Annotated in this window: 19 protein-coding genes and 3 pseudogenes; 17 read left to right on the top strand and 5 right to left on the bottom strand. The window is 62.8% G+C overall.

Annotation, left to right across the window (positions count from 1 at the left end):
- Positions 1 to 30 precede the first annotated feature (30 nt).
- The gene (locus G4G28_RS20065) at positions 31 to 735 is read right to left on the bottom strand and encodes a hypothetical protein (RefSeq protein WP_182989634.1); all 705 of its coding nucleotides are present in this window, start codon (positions 733 to 735) and stop codon (positions 31 to 33) included.
- Positions 736 to 772: 37 nt separating this feature from the next.
- Positions 773 to 1,393 (bottom strand): hypothetical protein, encoded by a 621-nt coding sequence (locus G4G28_RS20070; protein ID WP_182989635.1) that lies wholly within the window; start codon positions 1,391 to 1,393, stop codon positions 773 to 775.
- A gap of 70 nt (positions 1,394 to 1,463) precedes the next feature.
- Here G4G28_RS20070 and G4G28_RS20075 point away from each other — a divergent pair, with 70 nt between their 5' ends.
- Positions 1,464 to 1,646: a hypothetical protein gene (locus tag G4G28_RS20075; protein WP_182989636.1), complete on the top strand. Its 183-nt coding sequence runs from the start codon at positions 1,464 to 1,466 to the stop codon at positions 1,644 to 1,646.
- Positions 1,647 to 1,805: 159 nt separating this feature from the next.
- Here the strand turns inward: G4G28_RS20075 and G4G28_RS20080 are convergent, their stop codons facing one another.
- A complete protein-coding gene (locus G4G28_RS20080; protein ID WP_182989637.1) occupies positions 1,806 to 2,015 on the bottom strand; it encodes a cold-shock protein in 210 nt (69 codons plus the stop codon).
- Positions 2,016 to 2,330: 315 nt separating this feature from the next.
- On the opposite strand from G4G28_RS20080, the gene G4G28_RS20085 reads away from it, so the two are divergent.
- The gene (locus tag G4G28_RS20085; RefSeq protein WP_182989638.1) at positions 2,331 to 3,536 is read left to right on the top strand and encodes a sensor histidine kinase; all 1,206 of its coding nucleotides are present in this window, start codon (positions 2,331 to 2,333) and stop codon (positions 3,534 to 3,536) included.
- A 4-nt stretch (positions 3,537 to 3,540) separates the two neighbouring features.
- Positions 3,541 to 3,927, top strand: coding sequence for a response regulator (locus tag G4G28_RS20090; protein WP_229507736.1), 387 nt, complete (start codon positions 3,541 to 3,543; stop codon positions 3,925 to 3,927).
- A 24-nt stretch (positions 3,928 to 3,951) separates the two neighbouring features.
- On the opposite strand, the pseudogene G4G28_RS27640 reads toward G4G28_RS20090, so the two are convergent.
- Positions 3,952 to 5,830, bottom strand: a pseudogene (locus G4G28_RS27640) (glucokinase).
- Positions 5,823 to 7,465: pseudogene (locus tag G4G28_RS20100) on the bottom strand (alpha-glucosidase family protein). The pseudogenes G4G28_RS27640 and G4G28_RS20100 overlap by 8 nt, the downstream one beginning before the upstream one ends.
- 294 nt (positions 7,466 to 7,759) lie before the next feature.
- On the opposite strand from G4G28_RS20100, the pseudogene G4G28_RS20105 reads away from it, so the two are divergent.
- From G4G28_RS20105 to G4G28_RS20165, 14 genes and pseudogenes are all read left to right on the top strand, one after another.
- Positions 7,760 to 9,332, top strand: a pseudogene (locus G4G28_RS20105) (oligopeptide:H+ symporter).
- Between the two features lie 38 nt (positions 9,333 to 9,370).
- Positions 9,371 to 9,775: a hypothetical protein gene (locus tag G4G28_RS20110; protein WP_182989642.1), complete on the top strand. Its 405-nt coding sequence runs from the start codon at positions 9,371 to 9,373 to the stop codon at positions 9,773 to 9,775.
- Positions 9,776 to 9,808: 33 nt separating this feature from the next.
- Positions 9,809 to 11,650: a hypothetical protein gene (locus G4G28_RS20115; protein WP_183107753.1), complete on the top strand. Its 1,842-nt coding sequence runs from the start codon at positions 9,809 to 9,811 to the stop codon at positions 11,648 to 11,650.
- A gap of 64 nt (positions 11,651 to 11,714) precedes the next feature.
- Entirely contained in the window at positions 11,715 to 11,900 is a 186-nt protein-coding gene (locus tag G4G28_RS20120) for a hypothetical protein (protein WP_182989646.1), read from the top strand.
- A 376-nt stretch (positions 11,901 to 12,276) separates the two neighbouring features.
- Positions 12,277 to 14,820, top strand: a complete 2,544-nt coding sequence (locus G4G28_RS20125; RefSeq protein ID WP_229507737.1) for an alpha-1,6-glucosidase domain-containing protein — start codon at positions 12,277 to 12,279, stop codon at positions 14,818 to 14,820.
- An 89-nt stretch (positions 14,821 to 14,909) separates the two neighbouring features.
- A complete protein-coding gene (locus G4G28_RS20130; RefSeq protein ID WP_229507738.1) occupies positions 14,910 to 15,434 on the top strand; it encodes a demethoxyubiquinone hydroxylase family protein in 525 nt (174 codons plus the stop codon).
- An 87-nt stretch (positions 15,435 to 15,521) separates the two neighbouring features.
- Entirely contained in the window at positions 15,522 to 16,472 is a 951-nt protein-coding gene (locus G4G28_RS20135) for a hypothetical protein (RefSeq protein WP_182989648.1), read from the top strand.
- A gap of 333 nt (positions 16,473 to 16,805) precedes the next feature.
- Positions 16,806 to 17,792: a hypothetical protein gene (locus G4G28_RS20140; RefSeq protein WP_182989649.1), complete on the top strand. Its 987-nt coding sequence runs from the start codon at positions 16,806 to 16,808 to the stop codon at positions 17,790 to 17,792.
- Positions 17,785 to 18,387 (top strand): TMEM175 family protein, encoded by a 603-nt coding sequence (locus G4G28_RS20145; protein ID WP_182989650.1) that lies wholly within the window; start codon positions 17,785 to 17,787, stop codon positions 18,385 to 18,387. The genes G4G28_RS20140 and G4G28_RS20145 overlap by 8 nt, the downstream gene beginning before the upstream one ends.
- Before the next feature lie 205 nt (positions 18,388 to 18,592).
- A complete protein-coding gene (locus tag G4G28_RS20150; RefSeq protein WP_229507739.1) occupies positions 18,593 to 20,626 on the top strand; it encodes a sugar nucleotide-binding protein in 2,034 nt (677 codons plus the stop codon).
- Positions 20,626 to 20,832 carry a hypothetical protein gene (locus G4G28_RS26830; protein ID WP_229507740.1) on the top strand — a complete coding sequence of 69 codons (207 nt, stop codon included), beginning with the start codon at positions 20,626 to 20,628 and terminating at the stop codon, positions 20,830 to 20,832. The genes G4G28_RS20150 and G4G28_RS26830 overlap by 1 nt, the downstream gene beginning before the upstream one ends.
- Positions 20,833 to 21,026: 194 nt before the next feature.
- On the top strand, positions 21,027 to 21,620 hold the full coding sequence (locus G4G28_RS20155; protein ID WP_183107754.1) for a hypothetical protein: 594 nt from the start codon (positions 21,027 to 21,029) through the stop codon (positions 21,618 to 21,620).
- A gap of 10 nt (positions 21,621 to 21,630) precedes the next feature.
- Entirely contained in the window at positions 21,631 to 22,809 is a 1,179-nt protein-coding gene (locus G4G28_RS20160) for a diguanylate cyclase (protein WP_183107755.1), read from the top strand.
- Positions 22,810 to 22,820: 11 nt separating this feature from the next.
- Positions 22,821 to 23,078 carry a hypothetical protein gene (locus G4G28_RS20165; RefSeq protein WP_210283267.1) on the top strand — a complete coding sequence of 86 codons (258 nt, stop codon included), beginning with the start codon at positions 22,821 to 22,823 and terminating at the stop codon, positions 23,076 to 23,078.
- The last annotated feature ends 111 nt before the right edge of the window (positions 23,079 to 23,189 follow it).

Raw genomic sequence — 23,189 nt, forward strand, 5'->3', positions numbered from 1 at the left:
GGCCGGCGCCTTGCCATACCGGTCCTGGATTCAGAAGGGGTAGAAGGTGATCACGCCCCAGGCACAGGCAAGCAGTACCGACAGCACCAGCAGGCGCAATGCCCCATTGGGCCGGAGGACGCCGACGTAGTTCAGCGCGATCGTGGTGACGTTCTTCTTGTGCTTGTTCAGCACATTCCACGAATTGAGCAGTTTCAGTGCGGCGAAGAGGCCGGTGCCTGTCGCAGTCGACAGCAGCACTACCCTGAACAGCGAAAAGACGTCGAGTTCGTTCAGCGTGATCTTCCGGTACACGACACCGATCGCGCCCATGGCGAGAGCGGCACCAATCGATACGGCGACATTGAAATACAGCGTCTTGCGGCTGCGGATTGCCGCGTCTTCCAGCTCGGCTTTCACCCGCTCGATCTTGTCGATCACAAGGGTCGATACCTCCTTCTTCGCCACCGCCAGGCGCTCATCGACCGTGCTCGCGATACGTTCGGCGGCATAATCGATCAGTGCCCGGATCTCGTCGCCGGTCATGCGGCGTTGATCGTGGATTTCCTGCGACAGGACCTTGATGTTGAGCTGCAGCTCGGCGCTCGCATCCCGCACGATCGTTCCGAGCTCACCGCTGGCCTGGCTGATCGCACCGCTGATCATCGGGCTCACATTATTGTCCACAACCTCGCCGATGGCGGTTTTCACTTGGTCGAGTTCGCTCGACCAGTCCGTCTTGATGAACGCTACCATGAATGCCGTCCTTGCCGGAATGTGCCCTCGATAGCGTTCATTTGGCCACCCTGTCGACCAGCACGTCGGTCAATTTCGCATGCGGGCCGACTCCGCCAACGTACATCTCCATTGCCGTCCTTGCCGCAACCGTTGCCTTGTCGATCAAATACTTGATGTTGTCGTCATTGACGCTCTTTGCCTCTTCTTTCGACTCGATGACGACATGCGGCTGGAATGCCGGTATCCCGTTGACGAGCAACTGGTATTGATACCCCGTCTGGGTCTCGTAGTCGTTCGTGAAGAAGCCTTCGTCCTTGACGATGCGAACATAGGGCCGGATCGACACGCTGAACAGTTTGGTTTGCATTTCGAACTCGCGTCGTGCGAACTCGCGCGCCTCGGCGGCTGCCTTGTCGCGCTCGGTCACGATCTCGGACTTGTGCGCCGACTCGAGCTTGATGCGCTCGACCAGGTAATCCTTTTCCCGATCCGAAAGACCGGCAGCATGCCCCTCGCTGAAGGACTCGCTTCTGGCCTGTTTCAGGGCCTCGTGATGGCGCAGCTCGAGCTGGTTCCTCTCGTCGAGAGCCGTACGCTCGGTCAGGTGGACGGCTTTTTCAAGGTCGCGCACGGTAGCGTCGAGTTTGGCGATGTCGCGCCGCGCGTTCGCGCTCATTTTCGTGTGAAGCGCGTAACTGAACAAGAATGCAAGAAAGGCCGAAGCGATGGCAATAAGGATGAGATCCATGGAGTCGAAGAGAAAAGGTGGTACCCGAAAGCTGAGCGAGTTGCATTTTAGCAATATCCAGCAATTGGGACAACAAGCTTTTCTGCCCTTCGGACATGATGTCGCCGGCTTGTTGCGACAGGCACGCATGCCGCCCTGCGCCGCCAGTGCCAATCAATCAATCAAACGTGCGTATATGTAACCGTAAAACAAAACGCCCGATGCAATGCACCGGGCGTTTTTTTTTAAACAGATTTACCGGGTAGCGAAAAAGGCCATTACCCTGCGAATCTGTCTAGCACCAGACAAGAACTCCGCCCACGCTATCTGCGTGGTGCGCGCCTTGTTTAGCTATGGCTATTTAAATGGGGCAGATATTTCCAGCTTTTTCGCCTTTTGGACCGGTCGAGCGCTCGAACGACACGCGCTGGTTTTCGGCCAGGCTCTTGAAGCCTTGCGACTGGATGTCCTGGAAGTGGGCGAACAAGTCCGCGCCGCCTGCGTCAGGGGTGATGAAGCCGAAGCCCTTGGCGTCATTGAACCATTTTACGGTGCCGGTTTGAGTAGTCATTTTACATTCCTTTAAATTTGCACGGGCAATAGCGCCCAGATTGCACATTCGACCAAATAGGGTGTACGGAGGAAATCAAACAGGACAGCCGAAAAGGCTAGACGGGAAAGAAAGACCAACAATCACAACGACTTGATGTAGTGCCTGAAGAAAGATACAGGGATTTTCCCGATTATCCTAATCATTTCGGATTTCATTTTACCGGGTGTGCATTTCGTGATTGGCCGATTATCGCCGAGAAATGCCTGTTAAGATGGGGAAACCCTGCTGGAGGCGGCTCGCCGAATCGGGGCATACCAGAGGTTTTAACAATACATGACGCAATATGCACTCAGTGAATTCATCCATGACAATATAGAATCGATTTTGCAGGCGTGGGAAGATTTTGCCCGTACCATCGAGCCTCCCGCGCTGACAATGGACGACACGGAATTGCGCGACCATGCCCGTCAAATGCTGCAGGCCTTCGCCAAAGACCTTGCAACCCCGCAAAGCGCGCACGAACGGGACGCCAAGGCGAAAGGCCTGGGCAAACGGGGGCCAGACGATACGGCAGCTGAAACGCATGCGGAAGCGCGACTGCTGTCCGGCTACACCGTCGTCCAGCTGGTATCCGAATACCGCGCCCTGCGCTCGAGCGTACTCACGCTCTGGACAGCCGATATCGGGATCACCAAAGCCTCCCATATGGTCGACGTCACGCGCTTCAACGAAGCGGTCGACCAGGCACTGGCCGAGTCGGTCGCACGGTACGAGTTCATGGTAAATCAGTCGCAGAACATGTTCCTCGCAATTCTGGGACACGACCTGCGCAATCCGCTCGGGACCGTGGTGACCGGTTCGAGCTTCCTGATGCAGGCCGTCGACATTCCGCCGAAATACGTGCTCGTGGCCACCCGCATGTTCAACAGCGCCAAACGCATGAGCAAGTTGATCAACGACCTGATCGATTTCACGCGCACCCACCTCGGCCCAGGCATCCCGATCCGCGTCAAGCAGGGCAACCTGGTGGCGGTATGCGCGGAAGTCACCGACGAGATGCGGACCTACCACCCCGAGCGCCAGATCGAGCTGGATATCCCGCCCAGGCTGGATGCCATTTTCGACGAGAGCCGTCTCGCCCAGGTGCTGTCCAACCTGATCGGCAACGCCATCCAGTACAGCGCACCGGACGTGCCGGTCACGGTTCGTGTGGAAGACCGCGGCGACAGCGTCTCGATCGCCGTCAACAACCAGGGCAGTCCGATTGCGGCGGACAAGATCGTGAGCGTGTTCGACCCGATGGTCCGCATCGCCGCCAACGTTGGTGCCAACGGTGCCGATGGCGGCTACATCGAGCGCACCAGCCTCGGTATCGGCCTGTATATTTCGCGCGAAATCGTCCATGCGCATGGCGGGCAGATCGTCGTCGCGTCGAACGCGCGCGACGGCACGACCTTCACCGTCATCATGCCGCTCGTGCCAGTCGGTTTCCGGTCGGCACAGGACGCGGCGAATGCACCCGATGCGTCCGCAGCCTGATCCCATGGGCGCCTTGCCTGAAGCCTTGCGCTGCAAGGTACTGGTGGTCGACGACGAGCGCGACGTGGCCGACCTGGCCGGCGCCCTGTTGCTCGCGCACGGATTCTCCGTGACGGTCGTCTATTCTGCGATGGCCGCCTTGCAGGCGATCGAACATGACAGGGAAATCGACGCTGTCTTTTCCGACGTCATGATGCCTGGAATGACCGGGTTGCAACTGGCGAGCGCACTCCGGAAGCTGCGCCCGCGGGTCAGGCTCACCCTGACTTCCGGCTACACGCCGCCTGAGCTGCTGGCTGATCGCGGGGTGCTCTACCACTTCGTGACCAAGCCCTACAACATCGAAACCGTCATTGAACTGCTCCTCAGCGAGCTGGCGCCCGTACCGTAGCTTGCGGTCGGGGTGCCGGCGAAATCAACTCCCCAGATGCGAAATGAGGAGCCGGCGCTGCTGGGCTGTGCCCTCCTGCGCACTGTCCTCCTTCCCATCGACCGACAGCCCCACCGCCATGATGTCGATGAACAGCAGCTGCAAAATGCGCGAGATCATCGACAGGAAGCTGGTGCTGTCCTCGGCGTGATCGACCGCCAGGCAGACGCTGGCCTTCTTCGCCAGGGGCGACTGGCTGTTGCCGATGGCGATGACGTCGGCGCCGTGGCCCCGTGCGATATCGACCGCCTGCAGCAGTTCCGGCAAGCGTCCCGAATTGGAGATCGCGATCACCACGTCGCCCGGCCCCAGCAGGTCGGCGGCGAGCGTGAACAGGTGCGAGTCGCCGTACAGCGCGGTGGGAATGCGGAAGCGGAAGAACTTGTGCTGGCCGTCGAGCGCCACCACGCGCGCATTGCCCATCGCGTAGAACTCGACGCGGCGCGCGCGGCCCACCAGGTCGATGGCGCGCTCGAGCTGGTGCACGTCCAGCCCGTCGCGGAATTTCAGGATCGCCGATACCGTGTTGTCGATCACCTTGGCCGACAGGTCGTGGGTGCTGTCGCCCGTGCGCACCTGGCTGTGGCGCACGGGAATGGCCCCGGTCAGGCTGCTGGCGAACTTCAGCTTGAAGTCGGCCAGGCCGAGAAAACCCAGCGAGCGGCAGAAGCGGATCACGGTCGGCTGGCTCACTTCCGCCACGCGCGCGATATCGGCGATCGGCTCGTTCAGCACCAGGCGCGGCTGCTCGAGCACGAGCGTGGCCACGCGCTGTTCGGCGGGGGTCAATTCATGCTGCAGGTGCTTGATGCGCTCCATCAGGGTGTTGGCCCCGCTGCGACCGCGCAGGTGTTCCGAGAGGATGGTCGCCACGCCATGGAAGGCGGGGTTCGGCGTCGTGATGACGTAAGTCGGGATGCTCGCCAGGTAGTCCGAGAAGCGCCCCTTGGCCTCGAAGCGGGCACGGAACGGCGACTGCGCGAACCACTCGCCAATGCGCGGCACGATGCCGCCGCCGATGAAGATGCCACCGAAGGCACCGAGCGTCACCGCCAGGTTGGCGGCCGCGCCCCCGAGCATGCCACTGAAGACGTCCAGCACCTCGAGACAGAGCGGGTCCTTGTCGTGGAGCGCACCCGCGATGATGTTTGCCGCCGAACGGGGTGACGCCCGTATCCCATTGCGCGCGGCCAGTGCGCGGTACATCAGCTCCATGCCCGGCCCCGAAATCAGGCGCTCGTTCGATACGTGCTGCCACTCGCGCCAGGCGAACTGCAGGATCGCGAACTCGCGCTCGTCGCTGGGGGCGAAGTTGACGTGGCCGCCTTCGCTGCCCAGGGTAACAAAGCCGTCGGCGGTTGGAATCAGGCCCGATACCCCGAGGCCGGTACCGGGACCGAGCACGCCGATCACCGCCCCCGCCGCCGGCTTGCCGCCGCCTACCCGCGCAGGTCGGCGGGGGTCAGCACCGGGATGGCCATTGCCAGCGCGGTGAAGTCGTTCACCACCAGCAGCGTGGACAAACCGAGTTCGCGCCGCAGCGCCTCGGTCGAGAATTCCCAGCACGGTTGGTCAGGCGTACCTGGTCGCCGTTGACCGGATTGGCGACCGCAAAGGCCGCGTGCTGCAGCGCCAGCCCGGGGCCGCCCGCCAGCGGCGCGCTCACGTGATGGGCCAGGTAGCTGCGCAGGAGCGGAACGATGCCGTCGAAATCCTCGCACCTGAGCACGGCCACGTCCCGGAATATGCCGGGTGCGGTCTGCAGCGCGAAGCGCGCGTGCGTCGCGCCGATATCGGCCAGCAGGCGCGGACCGTCGGCAAACGCGGTGCGTCCGAACTTTTCCGGCTCCTGCTGGCTACCCATCAGGCGGCGCTGCCCAGACGCCGAACCAGGCGCCGTAGGCCGGCAGCGTGACGCGTCCGCCCGCGGCCTCGCCCGGCAAGCCGTGGCCCGCCAGGTCCCGGGCACCCGCGCTCTCGGGCCAGTCGAAGCTGACCGGCGCGTTCGACAGGTTGAAGGCGGCCAGCACGGTCGGTTCGCCATCCGGGTGCGGCGCAGCGCCAGCACCGGTTCCGGCGCATCGAAGAAGGAGATGCCCCCGCGGGTCAGCTGCGGCAGGTTCCGGCGCCAATGGATGATGCGGCGCGCTGCATTCAGGCTCGAGGCAGGATCTGCCTCCTGCACCGAGGCGGCAGCGGTCAGGTGCGGCGCCGCCACCGGCAGCCAGGGCTGGCCGCTCGTGAAGCCCGCGTTCGGTGCTTCGTTCGTCCATGGCATCGGCGTGCGGCAGCCGTCGCGGCCCTTGAACTCGGGCCAGAAGGTGATGCCATAGGGGTCCTGCAGCAGCTCGTAGGGCACGTCCGCTTCCGGCAGCGCCAGCTCGTCGCCCTGGTACAGGCAAGGCGTGCCTTTCAGGGAAAGCTGCATCGCCAGCACCATCGCGGCAAAGGCGGCTGGCGCATCTTCGCCCTTCCAGCGCGTCACCACGCGGATCGCATCGTGGTTACCCACCGACCAGGAAGCCCAGCCCCCCTGGACACGCGCTTCGAACTGCTCGACCTGGGTGCGGATGTGGGCCGCCGTGAACTGCGGCGTGAGCAGGTTGAAGCTGTAGGCCATGTGCAGCTTGTCGCCGTCGGCCGTGTACTCGGCCATGCAGGCCAGCGCGTCGTCCGCTCCCACTTCGCCGATCGAGACGGCGCCGAATTCGTCCAGCAGCGCACGGACCTTCTGCAGGAAGGCGATGTTCTCGGGGCGCGTCTTGTCGTAGATGTGCGCCTGCATGCCGTAAGGGTTGACGTCGGTGACGGAAGCCGTGTCGCGCTGGGTGGCCGGCGGATTGCTGCGCAGCTGCAGGTCGTGGAAGTGGTAGTTGCAGGCGTCCATGCGCACGCCGTCGACGCCGCGCGCGAGCCAGAAGCGCAATGCTGCCAGGTGCGCCTGCTGCACTTCCGGATTGTGGAAGTTCAGCTGCGGCTGGCTGACGAGGAAGTTGTGCATGTAGTACTGCTTGCGGCGCGTGTCCCACTGCCAGGCGGAGCCGCCGAAGACCGACATCCAGTTGTTCGGCGGGTTGCCATCCGGTGCCGCATCGGCCCAGACATACCAGTCGGCCTTCGGATTGTCGCGGCTCGAGCGGCTTTCGACGAACCAGGGGTGGGCATCGGCCGTGTGCGCCATCACCTGGTCGATCATGATCTTCAGGCCGAGCGAGTGGGCTTTCGCGACCATCGCGTCGAAGTCGGCCAGGGTGCCGAACAGCGGGTCGACGTCGCAGTAGTCGGAAATGTCGTAGCCGAAGTCCTTCATCGGCGACTTGAAATAGGGAGAGAGCCAGACGATGTCCACGCCCAGGCCGGCGATGTAGTCGAGCTTCGCGGTGATGCCGGGGATGTCGCCGACGCCGTCGCCATTCGTGTCGAGATAGCTGCGCGGGTAGACCTGGTAGATGATGGCTTCGCGCCACCACTCATTGTTGTGCGTGGAAGTCTGGGTCATGGCAAGGATCCGGTGGAGTGATTTTTACGCAATATACAGCAGGTTTTTCGATTTTACAATCTGCGGCAAAACAGCCAAATACGCCATATTTCCTTTGTATTCAATCACTTATATGCAAACATCGTTTGCATTCGCAATGCATGAAGTAGCAAAACTACGCACCAGCACTGGTGGCGCCCGTCGAGCCGCCATTTTCCTGTTGCAAAGAACGAAACACCGTCATAGCATCCCGGGTTGATTCCTCTATCCGATGCCGCCATGAGCCAGCCGACCACACCTGCAACAAGCGGGCGCATGCCACGCCAGATCCCCTACATCATTGCCAACGAAGGCTGCGAGCGCTTCAGCTTCTATGGCATGCGCAACATCCTGACGCCCTTCCTGATCTCGACCCTGCTGCTGTTCCTGCCGGAGTCCGAGCGCACGGGCGAAGCCAAGCACGTGTTCCACACCTTCGTCATCGGTGTCTACTTCTTCCCGCTGCTGGGCGGCTGGCTGGCCGACCGCTTTTTCGGCAAGTACAACACCGTGTTCTGGCTCAGTCTCGTGTATTGCGCGGGCCATGCCTGCCTGGCCATTTTTGAAGACAATGTCCAGGGCTTCTATCTCGGCCTGGGCTTGATCGCGCTGGGCTCGGGCGGCATCAAGCCGCTGGTGGCGAGTTTTGTCGGCGACCAGTTCGACCAGACCAACAAGGGCAAAGCGAAGCTCGTCTTCGACGCCTTCTACTGGATCATCAACTTCGGCTCCTTCTTCGCGTCGCTGCTGATGCCGGTCTTCCTGCGCGACTACGGCCCGGCCGTCGCCTTCGGCATTCCCGGCATCCTGATGTTCATCGCCACCATGGTGCTCTGGAGCGGCAAGAAGAAATACGTGCACGTGCCGCCGAGCGCGGCCAGCCCGGATTCCTTCACCCGCGTGGCCCGTACCGCCCTGCTGGCACGCGCACCGGGGCAAAGCCGCCCGGGCCTGGCCGTGGCCGTGGTCGGCGTGCTCGGCGCGGTGGTATCGCTGGCGATGACGCCGCAATGGGGTTTTGTCATCGCCGCCTGCATGGCGCTCGTGCTGCTGCTTGCGTTCGGCGGCATCGGTACCGCCATGCAGCTCGATCGCGCGCGGCCACCACCCGGCCGAAGCCGTCGACGGCGTGCGCGCCGTGCTGCGCATCCTGATCGTGTTCGCCCTCGTCACGCCCTTCTGGTCGCTGTTCGACCAGAAGGCCTCGACCTGGGTGGTGCAGGCCAATTCGATGATCACCACCTTCTCCGTCTTCGGCCTGGAAGTCACGCTGCTGCCGGCCCAGATGCAGGCGCTGAACCCGATGCTGGTGATGCTGCTCATCCCCTTCAATAACCTGGTGCTGTTCCCGCTGCTGCAGAAAGTCGGCTTCACGCCGACGCCGCTGCGCCGCATGACAGCCGGGATCGCGTTCTCCGCCTTGTCCTGGCTCGTGATCGGCACCATCCAGGTATCGATGGACGCAGGCACGCCCACCTCGATGGCCTGGCAGATCCTGCCCTACGCGCTGCTGACGATGGGCGAAGTGCTGGTCTCGGCGACCGGCCTCGAATTCGCCTACAGCCAGGCGCCCGCGTCGATGAAGGGCGTGATCATGGCGCTCTGGTATCTGGCCGTCACGGTCGGCAACCTGTGGGTGCTGGTGGTGAACGCGGCGGTGAAGAACGATGCGGTGCTGGGCACGATTGCCAGTTCCGGCCTGGGCGTGATCGCCTTCCAGATGTATTTCTTTGCCGCCTTTGCGCTATTGGCGGCGCTGGCTTTCGGGCTGTACGCGAAGCGCTACCGGATGGTGGACTACTACCGCGGCACGGACGCGGCGAAAGCGCCGGCGACGGCGAAAGCCTGACAACGCAAGGCGCAGTGCTTGTCACGCACGGAGGCGATATGACGACCTTGTTTCCCATCCTGAAGCTCCTTTTCGTGGCGGTCCTGTTCGGCTTTCCTCTCTATCTCAACATTAAGAGGGCGCGGCGTGGGGACGACTTCAGCATCCGCCCCCTTGTCGACGAGCAGTTCCGGCAACTGGTCGTCGAGGCAGGCAATCCGGAGCTGTGCTTCGACGGCAGCCGTGCGCGCATCGTCGACGAGACGGAGGAAACCTTCCACGACAAGGGCAGCAACACGACGACGCTGCTGCGCATCCAGCGCTACGCGCGCAACGAGTACGGCGAGTACTTCTTCTTCATCTCGGACGGCAGGAGCAAGCCCTTCTTCAAGCACACCCCGCACCACATCGCGAAGATCGCGCTCAAGGACAATTACCGCGAGCCCTATCCCGACAGGCGCTGACGGCGGCATGCGCCACCGATAAACAAGGAAGACATGCCCGTCAACCACATTGCAGAACAATACCTGCACGCCTTCACCTCCGGCGGCGATTTTCCTGGCGGCCTGGCGTTTCGCAAGGCCCTCGGCCAGGCGAACCTCGACTTCACGCCCGACAGCCTGGGCCGGATCGACATGCTGCTGCGCCAGATGCGCACGCGGCTGCGGCCTGACTACACGCCCTTCATCAACAAGCAGGAGAACCAGACCTTCCTCTACCTGCTGTGCTTTTACGTGGGCGCCGTCGTCTGCCGCTATACCCGCGACGACTTCGCCTGGTACAGCTACGACGAACTGAAAGAGGCCGCGCCGCCGGAGTTCCTGGCGCAGATACCGGAAGCCTTCGCCACCTCCATGGTCTGCCTGCTGCGCGAAAACGGCGTCCTGCTTCCGCTCTCGCCGATCCTGGACCTGCTGTTCGACGAGGCGGGCGACGCCAGCGTGCTGGCCACGGCCGACAAGACGATGCGGCGCCTGGCGCATGCCGTCCGGCTCGAACGTCCGCAGTCTGCCGCGCCGCGCGACGACCCGCGTACCGCGGCCCTGCACGCCACCGCTGCCTGCGCCGGCTGGGCGGCGGGCTTCGCGACCTGGATGATCTGCGAGGGCGGCATCCTCGATACCACCCTGCTGCACCAGCTGCCCAACGGCAAACGCCAGGCCGTCACGCTGTTCGACTGCCCGTTCGAACAGGCCCGCGAGCGGCTCGAGCGCATGGAAGACAATGCGCAGGTATCGGTACTGGCCTACAAGGATGTCGTCGGCCTGCCGAGCGTTCGCCTGGACGCCATCGTGCTCGACGTGCGTAGTGCCGCTTCAAAGGCGCTGGCGCTCACGATTGCCGTGCCCTACCGCGCCGCCGGCGGGGACACCCCTTCGCCGTGTTCCGCCCCTGCATGCTGCACCCGCAAAGGCCCGGCCCGATGGCGCAGGCCGTCATCGCCGCCGGCTTTTCGAAGGCATCGACAGCTACCAGCCGGCTGGCCTGCTCGACAAGTACCTGGACACCACGGCGTGAAGCATCGCGCCGCCCATCTGTTCGATCGTCGCAGGACGAGAAAGGAAGGAATGAAGAAGAAGATACTGATTCCCGCCGCGCTGGCCCTGGCGCTGGCCGCCACGGTGGGCAGCGCGCAGCCGCCGGCGACTTCACCGGAGGCCACCCCGGCCACGGAAACGAACAGCGCGGACGAGGCGCCCGTGCAAACCGTGCAGGTGCGTGGCGTGCGCGATCCCGCACTCATGCCCTACGAAAAAGCCTACGATTTCCTGACGCGCCTGCGCAAGGCCGGCGACGGCAGGATGGATATGGTGATCCGCATCCTGTCGGCGCGCACGCAGCAGCCGATTCCGGACCTGGAAGTCTTCCTGCAGGGCGAAACCACGTATCGGAAACTGGCCCTTTCCCCCGAGGGCTTCCTCACCATGGTGCTGGACCCGGCCTACCTGAAGGACAAGGTCGCGATCCTGACTAACAAGCCCAAGGGGGCGATCGTCGTCGAATACTATTTCGTCCCGACGCTGCCGGCCGATGGGCTGCGCTTTGCCGACATCGGCGCCAGCATTGCCGCGGTCAAGCGGGCCCAGCGGGAAGTCCTGCCCTGGTACCTGCGCCCGTTCATGGGGACGATCAGGGAGGTGATGCTGTGCTACCCGCGCAAGGACCAGGAGCTGTTGGTCACGCAGGGCGAGACAGTGGTCCGGCCCGCCAATATCGAGCAGAAGAACATGCTCAGCAGAAACACCGTGTATTGCGCCGTTTTCAACGAGGCTGAAGCGCGCAAGGCGCCGGACAGCCTGGTGGCGGCACCCGCCAGCCCGATCGCCCTGTTTCGATGAGGCCGGGCGGCGCGCATGCAACACGGGTAAGACGCGAAAGGGAAATCAGGCGTAGAGTAGTCGCATGAGACCGCGCCGCGACTATGAAACCGCCAGATTGATCGACGAGTCGATCAAGCTCATGCAATCGCAGGGCACCTACCGCGCAGCGCGCATGCTGTGCGAAGCCGGCGTGCGCCTCGATACGGCCTATCGCGTGCTGCGCCGGCCCGAGCAGCGCCGCATCTATGGCGAGGCTATTCTGCACTGAGCCCCGGGACCGACACGTCGGTTACTTCCCCGAGTATCGGCGGCTGCAGCTCCGACCGTTCCTTCGGCCAAGTGCCAGTTCACCGCCGAGCTTGCCGCGTCGGCATCAGGGTCTAGTAGAATTACATCGGAATTGAGCAAATTTCCTCTGCTTGCCGCCTGTTGGCGAGCTCCGATGTAGCACAACTACGAGAACCTGCTGCCGATGATCCGATACGCCTGCCTTGCCCTGTCCGTCCTTGCAGGCTCCGCCTGCGCTGCCAGCGTGCCACTCTCGGCCTGCGACACGCCCTCGTTTACTACCCTGCTCCAGCCAGGCGGGCCGGCGAGCGGGGCGCGCGGTCTGGCTCGACCGGCGCCTGGCGCGCTGGCCGGGCATGGCGCGCGAAGGCCGCTTCCGCCTGTATCACTCGCCTGGCGGCACCATCGCCGCTACCACCGGGGCGCCGGTCCAGGGCGCGGCAGGGGCGATCGAGCTCGACCTGTTCACGGGCGAGGTGCCGGCCGTGGCCGCGCAGCGCTTCAGGCATGTCGAACCCGGCCCGGTGCTGGCCGTGCGCGAGGCCGACCTCGCGCGCCTGCCGCAACTGCACCGCGAACAGCTCGTGCTCGTGCGCGAAACAGCAAGTGGGATCGTCCTGGCCGCCACCCGCCTGCAAAGCGCAGGCGGCCTCGACGACCTGTACAGCGCCGCGCGCGACGTGCCCGCCTTGGGTGCCACCCCGACAGCGCGCGGCACCGCATTCAGGCTGTGGGCGCCGACCGCCCGGAACGTGGCCGTCTGCGTCTACGACACGGGCAGCAGCCGCGCGCGTGCCGTCCATCCGCTGGACGTCGACACTGCCAGCGGCGTCTGGAGCGTGCAGGTCCCGAAGGACCTATCAAGCCGCTACTACCGGTACGTCGTCGACGTGGTGGCCGATGGCGTCGGCCTCGTGCGCAACTTCGTCACCGACCCGTATTCGGTCAGCCTCACGACGGATTCGAAACGCAGCTATATCGCGGACCTTGCTTCGCCTGCCCTCAAGCCGCGCGGCTGGGATGCGCACCGCTCGCCCGATACCGTCAAGGCGCAGACCGACATGAGCGTCTACGAGCTGCACGTGCGCGATTTTTCGCGCGACGACCCCTCGGTGCCGCTGCATAAACGCGGCAAGTACGCGGCCTTTGGCGAGACCGCTTCGCACGGCATGCGCCACTTGCGGGCGCTGGCCCAGGCCGGGCTGACCGATATCCACCTGCTGCCCGTGTACGACATCGCCAGCGTGCCCGAGAAGGACTGCGTGGTCCCGCGAGCGCAGGGCGCGCCCGATAGCGGGGAGCAGCAGGCGCTGGTCATGAAGACGGCCCACGCGGACTGCTACAACTGGGGCTACGACCCCTACCACTACAACGCGCCCGAAGGCAGCTATGCCAGCGACGCGCAAGATGGCGCGCGCCGCATCGTCGAATTCCGCGAGATGGTGATGCACCTGCACCGCGCTGGCCTGCGCGTCGGGCTGGACGTGGTCTACAACCACACCTTCATCGCCGGCCAGAACGAGAAGTCGGTCCTGGACCGCATCGTGCCCGGCTACTACCACCGCCTCGACGAGAACGGCGCCATCGCCCGGTCGACCTGCTGCGACAACACCGCGACCGAAAACACCATGATGGCCCGGCTGATGATCGACTCGGCCGAACTGTGGGCGAAGCACTACCGCATCGATTCCTTCCGCTTCGACCTGATGGGCCACCAGCCGCGCGCGGCGATGGAGGAGTTGGGCGCGCGCGTCGACCGGGCAGCCGGCCGCCACGTCCAGCTGATCGGCGAAGGCTGGAACTTCGGCGAAGTGGCAAACGGCGCGCGCTTCGTGCAGGCTTCGCAATTGTCCCTGAACGGCAGCGGCATCGGCACCTTCAGCGACCGTGCCCGCGACGCCGCGCGCGGTGGCGGCGCCGGCGACGGCGGCGAGGCCGTCGTCAAGCAGCAGGGCTACATCAACGGCCTGGTCTACGACCCCAACGCCCTCGCCGGTACCCGTCCGCGCAGCGACCTGCTGCGCAGCGCCGACATGGTGCGCATCGGCCTGGCCGGCACGCTGCGCAGCTATCGGCTCACGACCTTCGACGACACCACGCGCAGGCTGGAAGACATCCCGTATGGCGACCAGCCGGCGGGCTACGCCAGCCAGCCAGGCGAAGTCGTGAACTACATCGAGAACCACGACAACCAGACGCTGTACGACGCCAATGCCCTGAAGCTGCCGCTGGCGACGTCGACGGCCGAGCGCGCGCGCGTGCAGGTGCTGGGCCTGGCGATCAACGCCTTCAGCCAGGGCGTCGCCTATTACCATGCGGGCGTCGACATCCTGCGTTCGAAGTCCCTGGACCGTAACAGCTTCAATTCCGGCGACGCCTTCAACCGCCTCGACTGGACCTACCGGACCAATCACTTCGGCAGCGGCCTGCCGCCGGCGCCGGACAATGCGAAAGACTGGCCGCTGTTCCAGCCGCTGCTGGTCAGCCCGGCGCTGCGGCCGACGCCTGCCGACATCGCCTTTACGCGCGACGCCTTCCGCGACCTGCTGAAGATCCGCGCCAGCTCGACGCTTTTCCGGATGCGCACGGCAAGCGAGGTGGCAGAGCGCCTGCGCTTCTTCAATGTGGGCTCGCAACAGGAACCGATCGTGATTGCCGCCCACCTCGACGGCCGCGGCTATCCGGGCGCGGGCTTTGCGGGCCTGCGCTACTTCATCAACGTCGACAAGACCGCGCATGTGGTGAGCGATCCGCAGGCCGTCGGCAAGCGCCTGCGCCTGCATCCGGTGCACCGCGCCAGCACGGCTGCCGACAAGCGCGCCGTGGATGCTGCATTCGACAGTGGCACGGGCGGCTTCCGCATTCCGGCGCGGACGGCGGTGGTATTTATCGAAGAGTGAAAGGCAGGTAGGATGGCGCATCGGCGGCGGCGCACCTCGCTCCGCCATGCCGAACCTGCCAGGAGCCAGCTTTGCACAGCACACATGCCTTGCGCGTCGACGCGGGACGGATCATGAAGGTTAACCACGCCGGCGAGCACGGCGCCGTGAACATCTACGCGGGGCAGCTCGCTGCGGCAGGCTGGCGCGCGCGTATTCTGGTCTCCGAACTGGCCGAATTCAAGTCCCACGAAGAGCGGCACCGCGCACTCTTCGCCAGCGAACTGGCGCGCCGCGACCTGCCGCGCTGCCGCAGCTACTGGCTGTGCGGCGTGGGCGGCTACCTGCTCGGTTTCGTCACCGGTTTGCTGGGCGTGCGCTCAATTGCGATCGCAACCGTGGCGGTGGCGCGCGTGGTGCTGCGGCACCTGGAGCAGCAGCTCCTGGCCATCGGCACCACCGATCCCCACGCCAGCGCCGCCATCTCGGCTATATTGCAGGAAGAGCAGCTCCATCATGACCATTCCGCAGCCCATGTCAGCGATTCCGGACTTCTTCATCGCATGCTAGGCGCGGTGATCTCGGGCGCGACGAAGTCGGTGATCTGGATAGGGATGCGGCTCGGTCGAACCTAAATCCAGCTTGATTGCACTTTTTTATCAAATGCAATCGTATGTTTATAATTTTTAGACTTTTTTTTACTTTGCAAGAAAGACTACTTCGTGACCGAATCGACGAAAACAGCAATTATCACAGCGGTGCTTACAGGCATTTTTACTGTCGTGGCTGGAGTCGCCACCTACTGGTTTACTACAAAAGAGCCGGAACTTTCATATTCGGTAGTAGGTGGTCCGGCTCTTTCAAACGCTAGTGGCTCAAAACGCATCTTCGTAGTCGAAGTAAGAAACGACGGCAAGAAAGAGGTTGCTCAGACTTTGATTCAAGTTAGTCTAAAGTTCGGTGAATTAAGCGAAGCGGCCTCGGAAGCAAGTCCTGGAGTTAAATTGGCCGAAGAGAAAACGCAACATCAGATCGATATAAGGGCAGACTTATTAAACCCTGGTGATGCTGTTAAGGTCTCGTTTTTGACAGCGCTCGCATCCCAAAACGGACAACCTACTGTAGTAGTACGAGCGCCTGGTGTAAAAGCAATTGCTGAAAGCTCAAAATCGAACAACCCTTTAGACATTGCATTGCTACCGCTGATTCTAGGCACACTTGCTGCTGTTCTTAGTACATTTCTGATGGCTGCACGTATTGGGTTTCTCGGGAGGTTAGTTGGTTTTGCTGGGCCATCACTAGATCAATCTGAGATATCCGCAAACATTTGTGCTGCATGTGGTCTACATGACGAAGCTAACCGATTAAGGTTTGGGGGGCCAGAGATTTCGTACCGAGGAACTGCGGATTTTCTTTTGCAACAAGCTCTTTCTGTAGAAGAGCCACGTCGAAAAAAGTATGACATGGCCTTGCGCGGCCTACTGCTGTTTGCCGACACCACACCCAATACGCAATACACCATCCGTTACGCAATTGAGTTTTTGGCAGGATCCCCAATTTCAGACGCTGATTTTGAAGAATTGAAAAACAAAAAGACCCGCGAAGGCGAGGACCCGGTAGTTTGGCGCCAGAGATTAGTAACTTTTGTCAGTGAGGCGAATTCAGAGAATTAAATACATGCAACTTCGGTGTAGATTATAATAATCTATATTTTCTGCACTCGTTAAAATGAGAGAATTCGACTGCAAATTCTCAGCGACGGCATGATCGCTACCATTATCACGATCACAGTTGCTGGGACCGGATTTTCGCACGACCCCAATTTCCGGGTCTTAAGCCCGCTATGACCCGTTTTCATGAGCTACGCACTCAGCTTCGTCTGCTCCTGCATCTGCATCTACTGGGACACGCCCCAGTAAAAATATTGCTTATACGGTTCGATCTAATAATTCTGTTTCTGACGCCCCGGTTAATAGACTCATACAAACTGCCAAATAAAACAACCTATGCAATTCAACCCAATCTCAATAGTTTTGACATTAGTTGGCGGCTTATTATTAGCGGCCCTTCTTGGCTGGATTCGTCGCCCCCGACTTACAGTATTTGTTCCAAGAACATTCTCTTATAATCAACTTAGTGACAAAGGACACCTTGTTGAGGTCACGGTATTCAATCGTGGATTCAAAACTGAAGAGAGTATTGATGTAACGCTTAATCCATCACTAAAGTACGAGTTACTTGGCGCCAATAGCCCCGATGCGACTGTTGATAGAAATCGCCTCAAAATGACACGCATCGCTCCTTCAGATGAAATTACAATGCTCTTAGTTGTTGAAAACGGTGTTTTTAAACCAGATGATATTACTCAAACTGTTTCCAAAGAAACTAAAGGAGTTACCGTTGCGAAGCTTGAGGATGTTCCGCCAACCGCAATGCAACGAGTGTTTTTAGTAGGCGTGTTTATAGTCCTTCCTGCTGTGTGCTATCTCGGGTACGTGGCGATCAATAACGCTTTCACCGCTCCTGAGCCAACAGCAGTTGCCGCAGCGCCCATAAAAACAATTGGCTGGACCATACCTTCGTTCTATCAGAAAGATGACAATCTTCTTTATAAGTCACTGGAGTCAGGGAAGTTATCCGTTGAGCTTGGAACACTAAGTGCAAAAGGTGATATCGTATCGGTTCCGTTTCAATTACGAAACGATACGAATGCAGTATACAACGCAACCTTGCAAGCTTTTACAAGCACAACCGATAAGCGCACCCCGCGTTACGAACAGCTAATTAGTAATGTAATCGTTTTCCCGGGAGGTAAGACTGAAAAACATATTAATGTAGCCATTCCTATAACCGCTACTGGTAACGAGAGGATTATTTTTATAACTGTTTTCTTAGAGGATACCAACGGAGAAACCTTGAAACTTAATCAAAATTACATAGCACCAGATAAGATTAATCAAGAACCGGCATCGGCAAAAAGAAAGAATGGGTAAAAACCGACTAGAAGCCTTCAGCGACGGCGTCATCGCCATCATCATCACGATCATGGTGCTGGAACTGAAAGTCCCGCACGATCCCGACTTCCGGGCCTTGCTCCCGCTGTGGCCCGTCTTCATGAGCTATGTGCTCAGCTTCATCTACGTCGGCATCTACTGGAACAACCACCATCACCTTTTGCACGCGGTGCATGAAGTGAGCGGCGGCGTGTTGTGGGCGAACCTGCATCTGCTGTTCTGGCTCTCGCTGATTCCTTTCGTCAGCGCCTGGATGGGCGAGAACCACTTCGAGATGGCGCCCACCCTCGCCTACGGCGTCGTGCTGTTCATGTGCGCCGTTGCCTATTCCCTGCTGGCGCGGCGACTGACCTCGAACCATCCAAAGAACGCGACGCTCGCCCGCGCCATCGGCGACGACCGCAAGGGGCGCCTGTCGATCCTGCTGTACGTGGCCGGGGTGGTGCTGTCGTGGTTTTCGCCACCGCTGGGCTTTGCCGTGTATGCGGGAGTAGCTGTCATGTGGCTGATTCCGGACCGCCGCATCGAAGCGACCGTCATCGACGAAATCGAGCACGAAGAAGCCTCCAGGTAATCGCATACTGCATGTAGGAGTGCATGGAGCGCGGGCAGTGCAGGTGCCGACAGCGCTGCGGCATGCGCTCCGACAGACCACACCGATGCGGCGTGCCGGCCTGAAGAAATGTCGAAATGTGTCGCCGCTAAGTGCGCCATTTCACAGACTGCGTTTGCCGGGCCTGCCTAAGCTTGTCCTTTGGATTTAGCTACGGGCCCCTATCATGACGCATCAACCTTCACATCACCGCGACCAGCCGGTCGCACTCTGGGGCGGACTCGAATGCACCGTCAACCGCGTGCAGGACCAGTATTTCAGCCAGATGGACCGCAATGGCCACGCCGGCCGCCTGCCCGATATCGAGCGCTTCGCCTCGCTCGGGGTCAGCGCGATCCGCTATCCGGTGCTGTGGGAGCGCACCGCGCCTGGCGACCTGAATGACGCCGACTGGAGCTGGTCCGACGCGCGCCTGCCGGCGCTGCAGGAACTGGGCGTGACCCCGATCGTCGGCCTGCTGCACCACGGCAGCGGTCCGCGCCATACCAGCCTCGTATCGCCCGACTTTCCCGACAAGCTGGCCGCCTACGCCGGCGCCGTCGCCGCGCGCTACCCCTGGGTCGAGTACTACACCCCGGTCAACGAACCGCTGACCACCGCGCGCTTCAGCGGCCTGTATGGCGTCTGGTACCCCCATGGCAAGGATGACCTGACTTTTGTACAGGCCCTGCTCAACGAGTGCCGCGGCACCGTGCTGGCAATGCGCGCCATTCGCGCGGTCAATCCGCAGGCGAAGCTGGTGCAGACCGACGACATCTGCAAGAACTACGGCACCGAGCCGATGACGGGGCTGGTGAACTTCTTCAACGAGCGCCGCTGGCTGACCTGGGACCTGCTGTGCGGGCTGGTCGACCAGCAGCACGCGCTGTGGGACTACCTGGCCGGCACCGGCATCGACCAGGAGCAGTTGCTCTGGTTCCGCGACAACCCCTGCCCGCCCGACGTCATCGGCGTGAACTACTACGCCACCAGCGAGCGCTGGCTCGATCACCGCGCCGGCCGCTATCCCGAGCACTATCACCACGATTACCAGGGCCAGGCCTACGCCGACATCGAAACGCCGCGCGTGCTGGCCACGCCGACGCCCGGCATCGGCCCCTTGCTGCGCGAAGTATGGGAGCGCTATGGCCTGCCCGTTGCCGTCACCGAGGCGCACATCGACGCCAACCGCGAAGACCAATTGCGCTGGCTGCTCGAGATCTGGGACGCGGCGCAGCAGGAACGGATGAACGGCGCCGACATCCGCGCCGTCACCGTCTGGGCACTGCTCGGGTCCTACGACTGGAACTGCCTGGTCACCGAGTGCCGCGGCTACTATGAACCGGGGCCCTTCGACGTGCGCGGTCCGGAGCCGCGCGCCACCGCGGTGGCCGAGATGATGCGCGAACTGGCCAGCGGCCGTCCGCTGTCGAATCCGGTGCTGCAGGGCGAAGGCTGGTGGCGCCGTCCCGAACGCCTGCTGGTGAAACCCATCGGCACCCCGGCGGCGCTGGCCGACATGACGCGGTTGCTGCGCTTCGGGCGCGACAAGGTCGTCCAGCCGATCCTGATCACCGGCGCCACAGGCACGCTGGGCGGCGCCTTCGCGCGCATGTGCGAGCGCCGCAACCTGGCCTACCGCATCGTCACACGCGCCGAAATGGACGTCACCGATCCGGCCTCGGTGCAAGCTGCCATCGCCCGCTACCGGCCATGGGCCATCATCAACGCCGCCGGTTATGTGAAGGTCGACCAGGCCGAGGTCGACGCCCTGCGCTGCCGGCGCGAAAACACGCTGGCGCCGACCATCCTGGCGCTGGCCTGCGTGCGCAACGAGCTGCGCTTCGTGACCTTCTCGAGCGACCTGGTATTTGACGGCCGGTCCGACCGGCCCTATGTCGAATCGGACCGGGTGGCGCCACTCGGCGTGTATGGCCGCAGCAAGGCAGAGGCCGAAGAGCGCGTCATGGCGACCGACCCGGATGCGCTCGTGATCCGCACCAGCGCCTTCTTCGGACCGTGGGACGGCTACAATTTCGTGACGCGGGCACTCGACGCTTTGAGCGCGGGACGCCCCTTCACGGCCGCCGGCGACACGACCGTCTCGCCCACCTACGTGCCCGACCTGGTCCACACCTGCCTTGACCTGCTGATCGACAAGGAGAAGGGCATCCGCCACCTGACCAGCGGCAGCGCCGTGACCGGGCGGAACTGGCACTGATGGCGGCGGCAGCGGCCGGTGTCGATACCAAGCGCTTCGAGGAGCGGCCGGCTGCGGCGCAGGGCACGCATCCGATCCGGCCCGTGTACAGCGCGCTGGGCACCGAACGCGGCCTCTTGATGCCTCCCTTGGGGGACGCGCTGGTACGCTATGCCGCGCTGCGCGCCGACCCCACGCAATACATCGCGGCGCGCAGCAACCAGTAACATGGACGACGCACCGGCAGCGTAGCGCCGCACCATGCGGCCGGTGCGCCCGCATGTACGGCACGGGTTATCGATTGCAGGAAGGAGGCAAGCACGCGACAACGAGGCATATTAATCGATGCAACACGCATGGGCTCGGGTAGAATGCATTTGGGCAAGTGTATTCCCTGCTGATCGGTTTCTTCGAAAAGAACATGCTTTCAACGACTTACGCCACTGCTTGTGTACGCCTGCCACGCTTTCGCCAGGTGCTGATTGCCTCCCTGCTCTTGTGCGGGAGCGGGGTCGCCGCCGCGGCGGACACCTTGAATACCGCGCTCGACGACCTCGACCAGCACGGCTACCCCTCGCCGCTGCTGGCGATCGAGCGCCTGCGCTCGGTCGCGGACCGTCCCGGTCCCGAGGCGCCCATCGCGCAGCAGATGCGCTACCACGCCACGCTGGGAATGATTGCCGTGCATGGCGGGGACAAGAAGGAACTCGACGCCACGGTCGCGGAGATGGGGCGACTGGCGGCAAGCGGGCGCTGCCAACCCTGCGGCGAGTACGGGCTCATCTTCCAGGCGGCCCAGCTGGAATTGAACCGGGACCGCAACGCAATCAAACCCTTGCTCGACACGCTGGCCAAGCTGCCAGCCGCAAGCGACCTGCGGCTGGAGTCGGCGCGCCCGGCATGCTCGCGCGTGGGCGGGCGCTGCTCGACGAGAACGATGCGGCGCTCGACCTGGGCATGCGGGCCGTCGAGACCGCGGGCCGCGCCGGGCAGCCGGCGGCCGAGGCACGCCTGATGACGGCCTCATGCGCGCCCACTTTGGACGCGGCGACATGGCAAGCGCCCTGCGCGTCACCGAGGAGACCTACGCGCTCGCAAAAAGCATCGGCTTTCGCTACCTCATGGCGCAGACGCGCATCAACCAGAGCTACATCTACGGCACCCTCGGACCACCCGAGAAGGAGCACCAGGCGCTGCTCGATGTGCTGCGCCTGACCAGGAACACGCGCGGCACCGAAGAGGTCGAGCAGACGGCGCAATCGAATCTGTCGGCCTATCACATCCATCGCGGCCAGTACCCGGAGGCGATCCGCTACACCCTCGCCGCCGAACAGCTGGCCCGCCGCATGGGCGACGACATCGGCGTGGGCTTTGCGGTGAGTAACCGCGGCAGTGCCGTGGCCCGCAGCGGCCGCGTCGACGAAGGCATGGCGCTGATGAAGCAGGGAATCGCCATGGTCGAGAAGGCGGGCGGGCGCCGCGAGATACTCGACCTGCTGTCCGAACAGGTCAATGTGCTGGAAGCGGCCGGCCGCGACCGCGAGGCCCTGGCCACGCTGCGCCGTGTGGTCAAGCTCTCTGGCGACATCACCACCGCCGAGCGCGAAAAGGCCGTGCTCGAACTGCAGGAAAAATTCTCCACCGAGCGCAAGAGCCGCGAAATCGAACGGTTGTCGCTGTCGAACGCCCGCGCCAGCGCCGAACTGGCCGCGCATGCATGGAAGCAGCGCATGTGGGCCGCGTTCGCGGTGGTACTGCTGCTGTCGGCGGCGCTGCTGGCGCAGTGGGTGCGCACGACGCGGCGGCGCAACCAGGCGCTGGTGGTCGACAACGCGGCGCTGGTCTCGCAGTCGATCCACGATCCGCTCACCGGCGCATTCAACCGCCGCCATTTCGAACAGCTGATGGCGCAGCAGGAAGCAACGGTGCACGGCCGCTCGCGCGACCGCAGCTACCAGGCCGCCGTGGGCCTGGTCCTGCTCGACGTCGACCACTTCAAGCGCATCAACGACACCCATGGCCACGCCGCCGGCGACGAGGTGCTGAAGGTGGTGGCCGAGCGCCTGCGCGGCCTGGTCCGCGAACAGGATGCGGTGGTGCGCTGGGGCGGCGAGGAATTCGTCCTCGTCCTGCCGGGTACCCCGGCCGACGGGCTGCCGGTCGTCGCCGCCAAGGCACTCAACGCCCGGGCCGCGAACCGGTGATGCACGAGGGCGTGGCGATTTCCCTGCGCGCCAGCGCCGGCACCATCGCCTGGCCAGCATGGCCGGGCCAGGACTGGGCCGACGCGCTGCACATCGCCGACCTGGCGCTGTACCAGTCGAAGTCGGGCGGGCGCAACCGCGCGACCTGCTTCATGGGCCTGCGCGAGGGTGCGGACCTGGGCCGCGTACATGCCGACCTGGCGGCGGCCGCGGCGGCGGGCGACGTCGAGCTGCTGCACGGTGGCGGGTCCGGCCTGACACGGCGATGATATCGAACTTCGAAAAAACCGAAGAAACACATCGATAAAGATAGGTTTTCCATAAGAAAACTCTCGGTAGAATTGCTGGCATGAGTGCTTTGTCAACTACCGAGAGAAAAA

Source organism: Massilia sp. Dwa41.01b, assembly GCF_014171775.1.
In the GTDB taxonomy this organism is placed as follows: domain Bacteria; phylum Pseudomonadota; class Gammaproteobacteria; order Burkholderiales; family Burkholderiaceae_D; genus Telluria.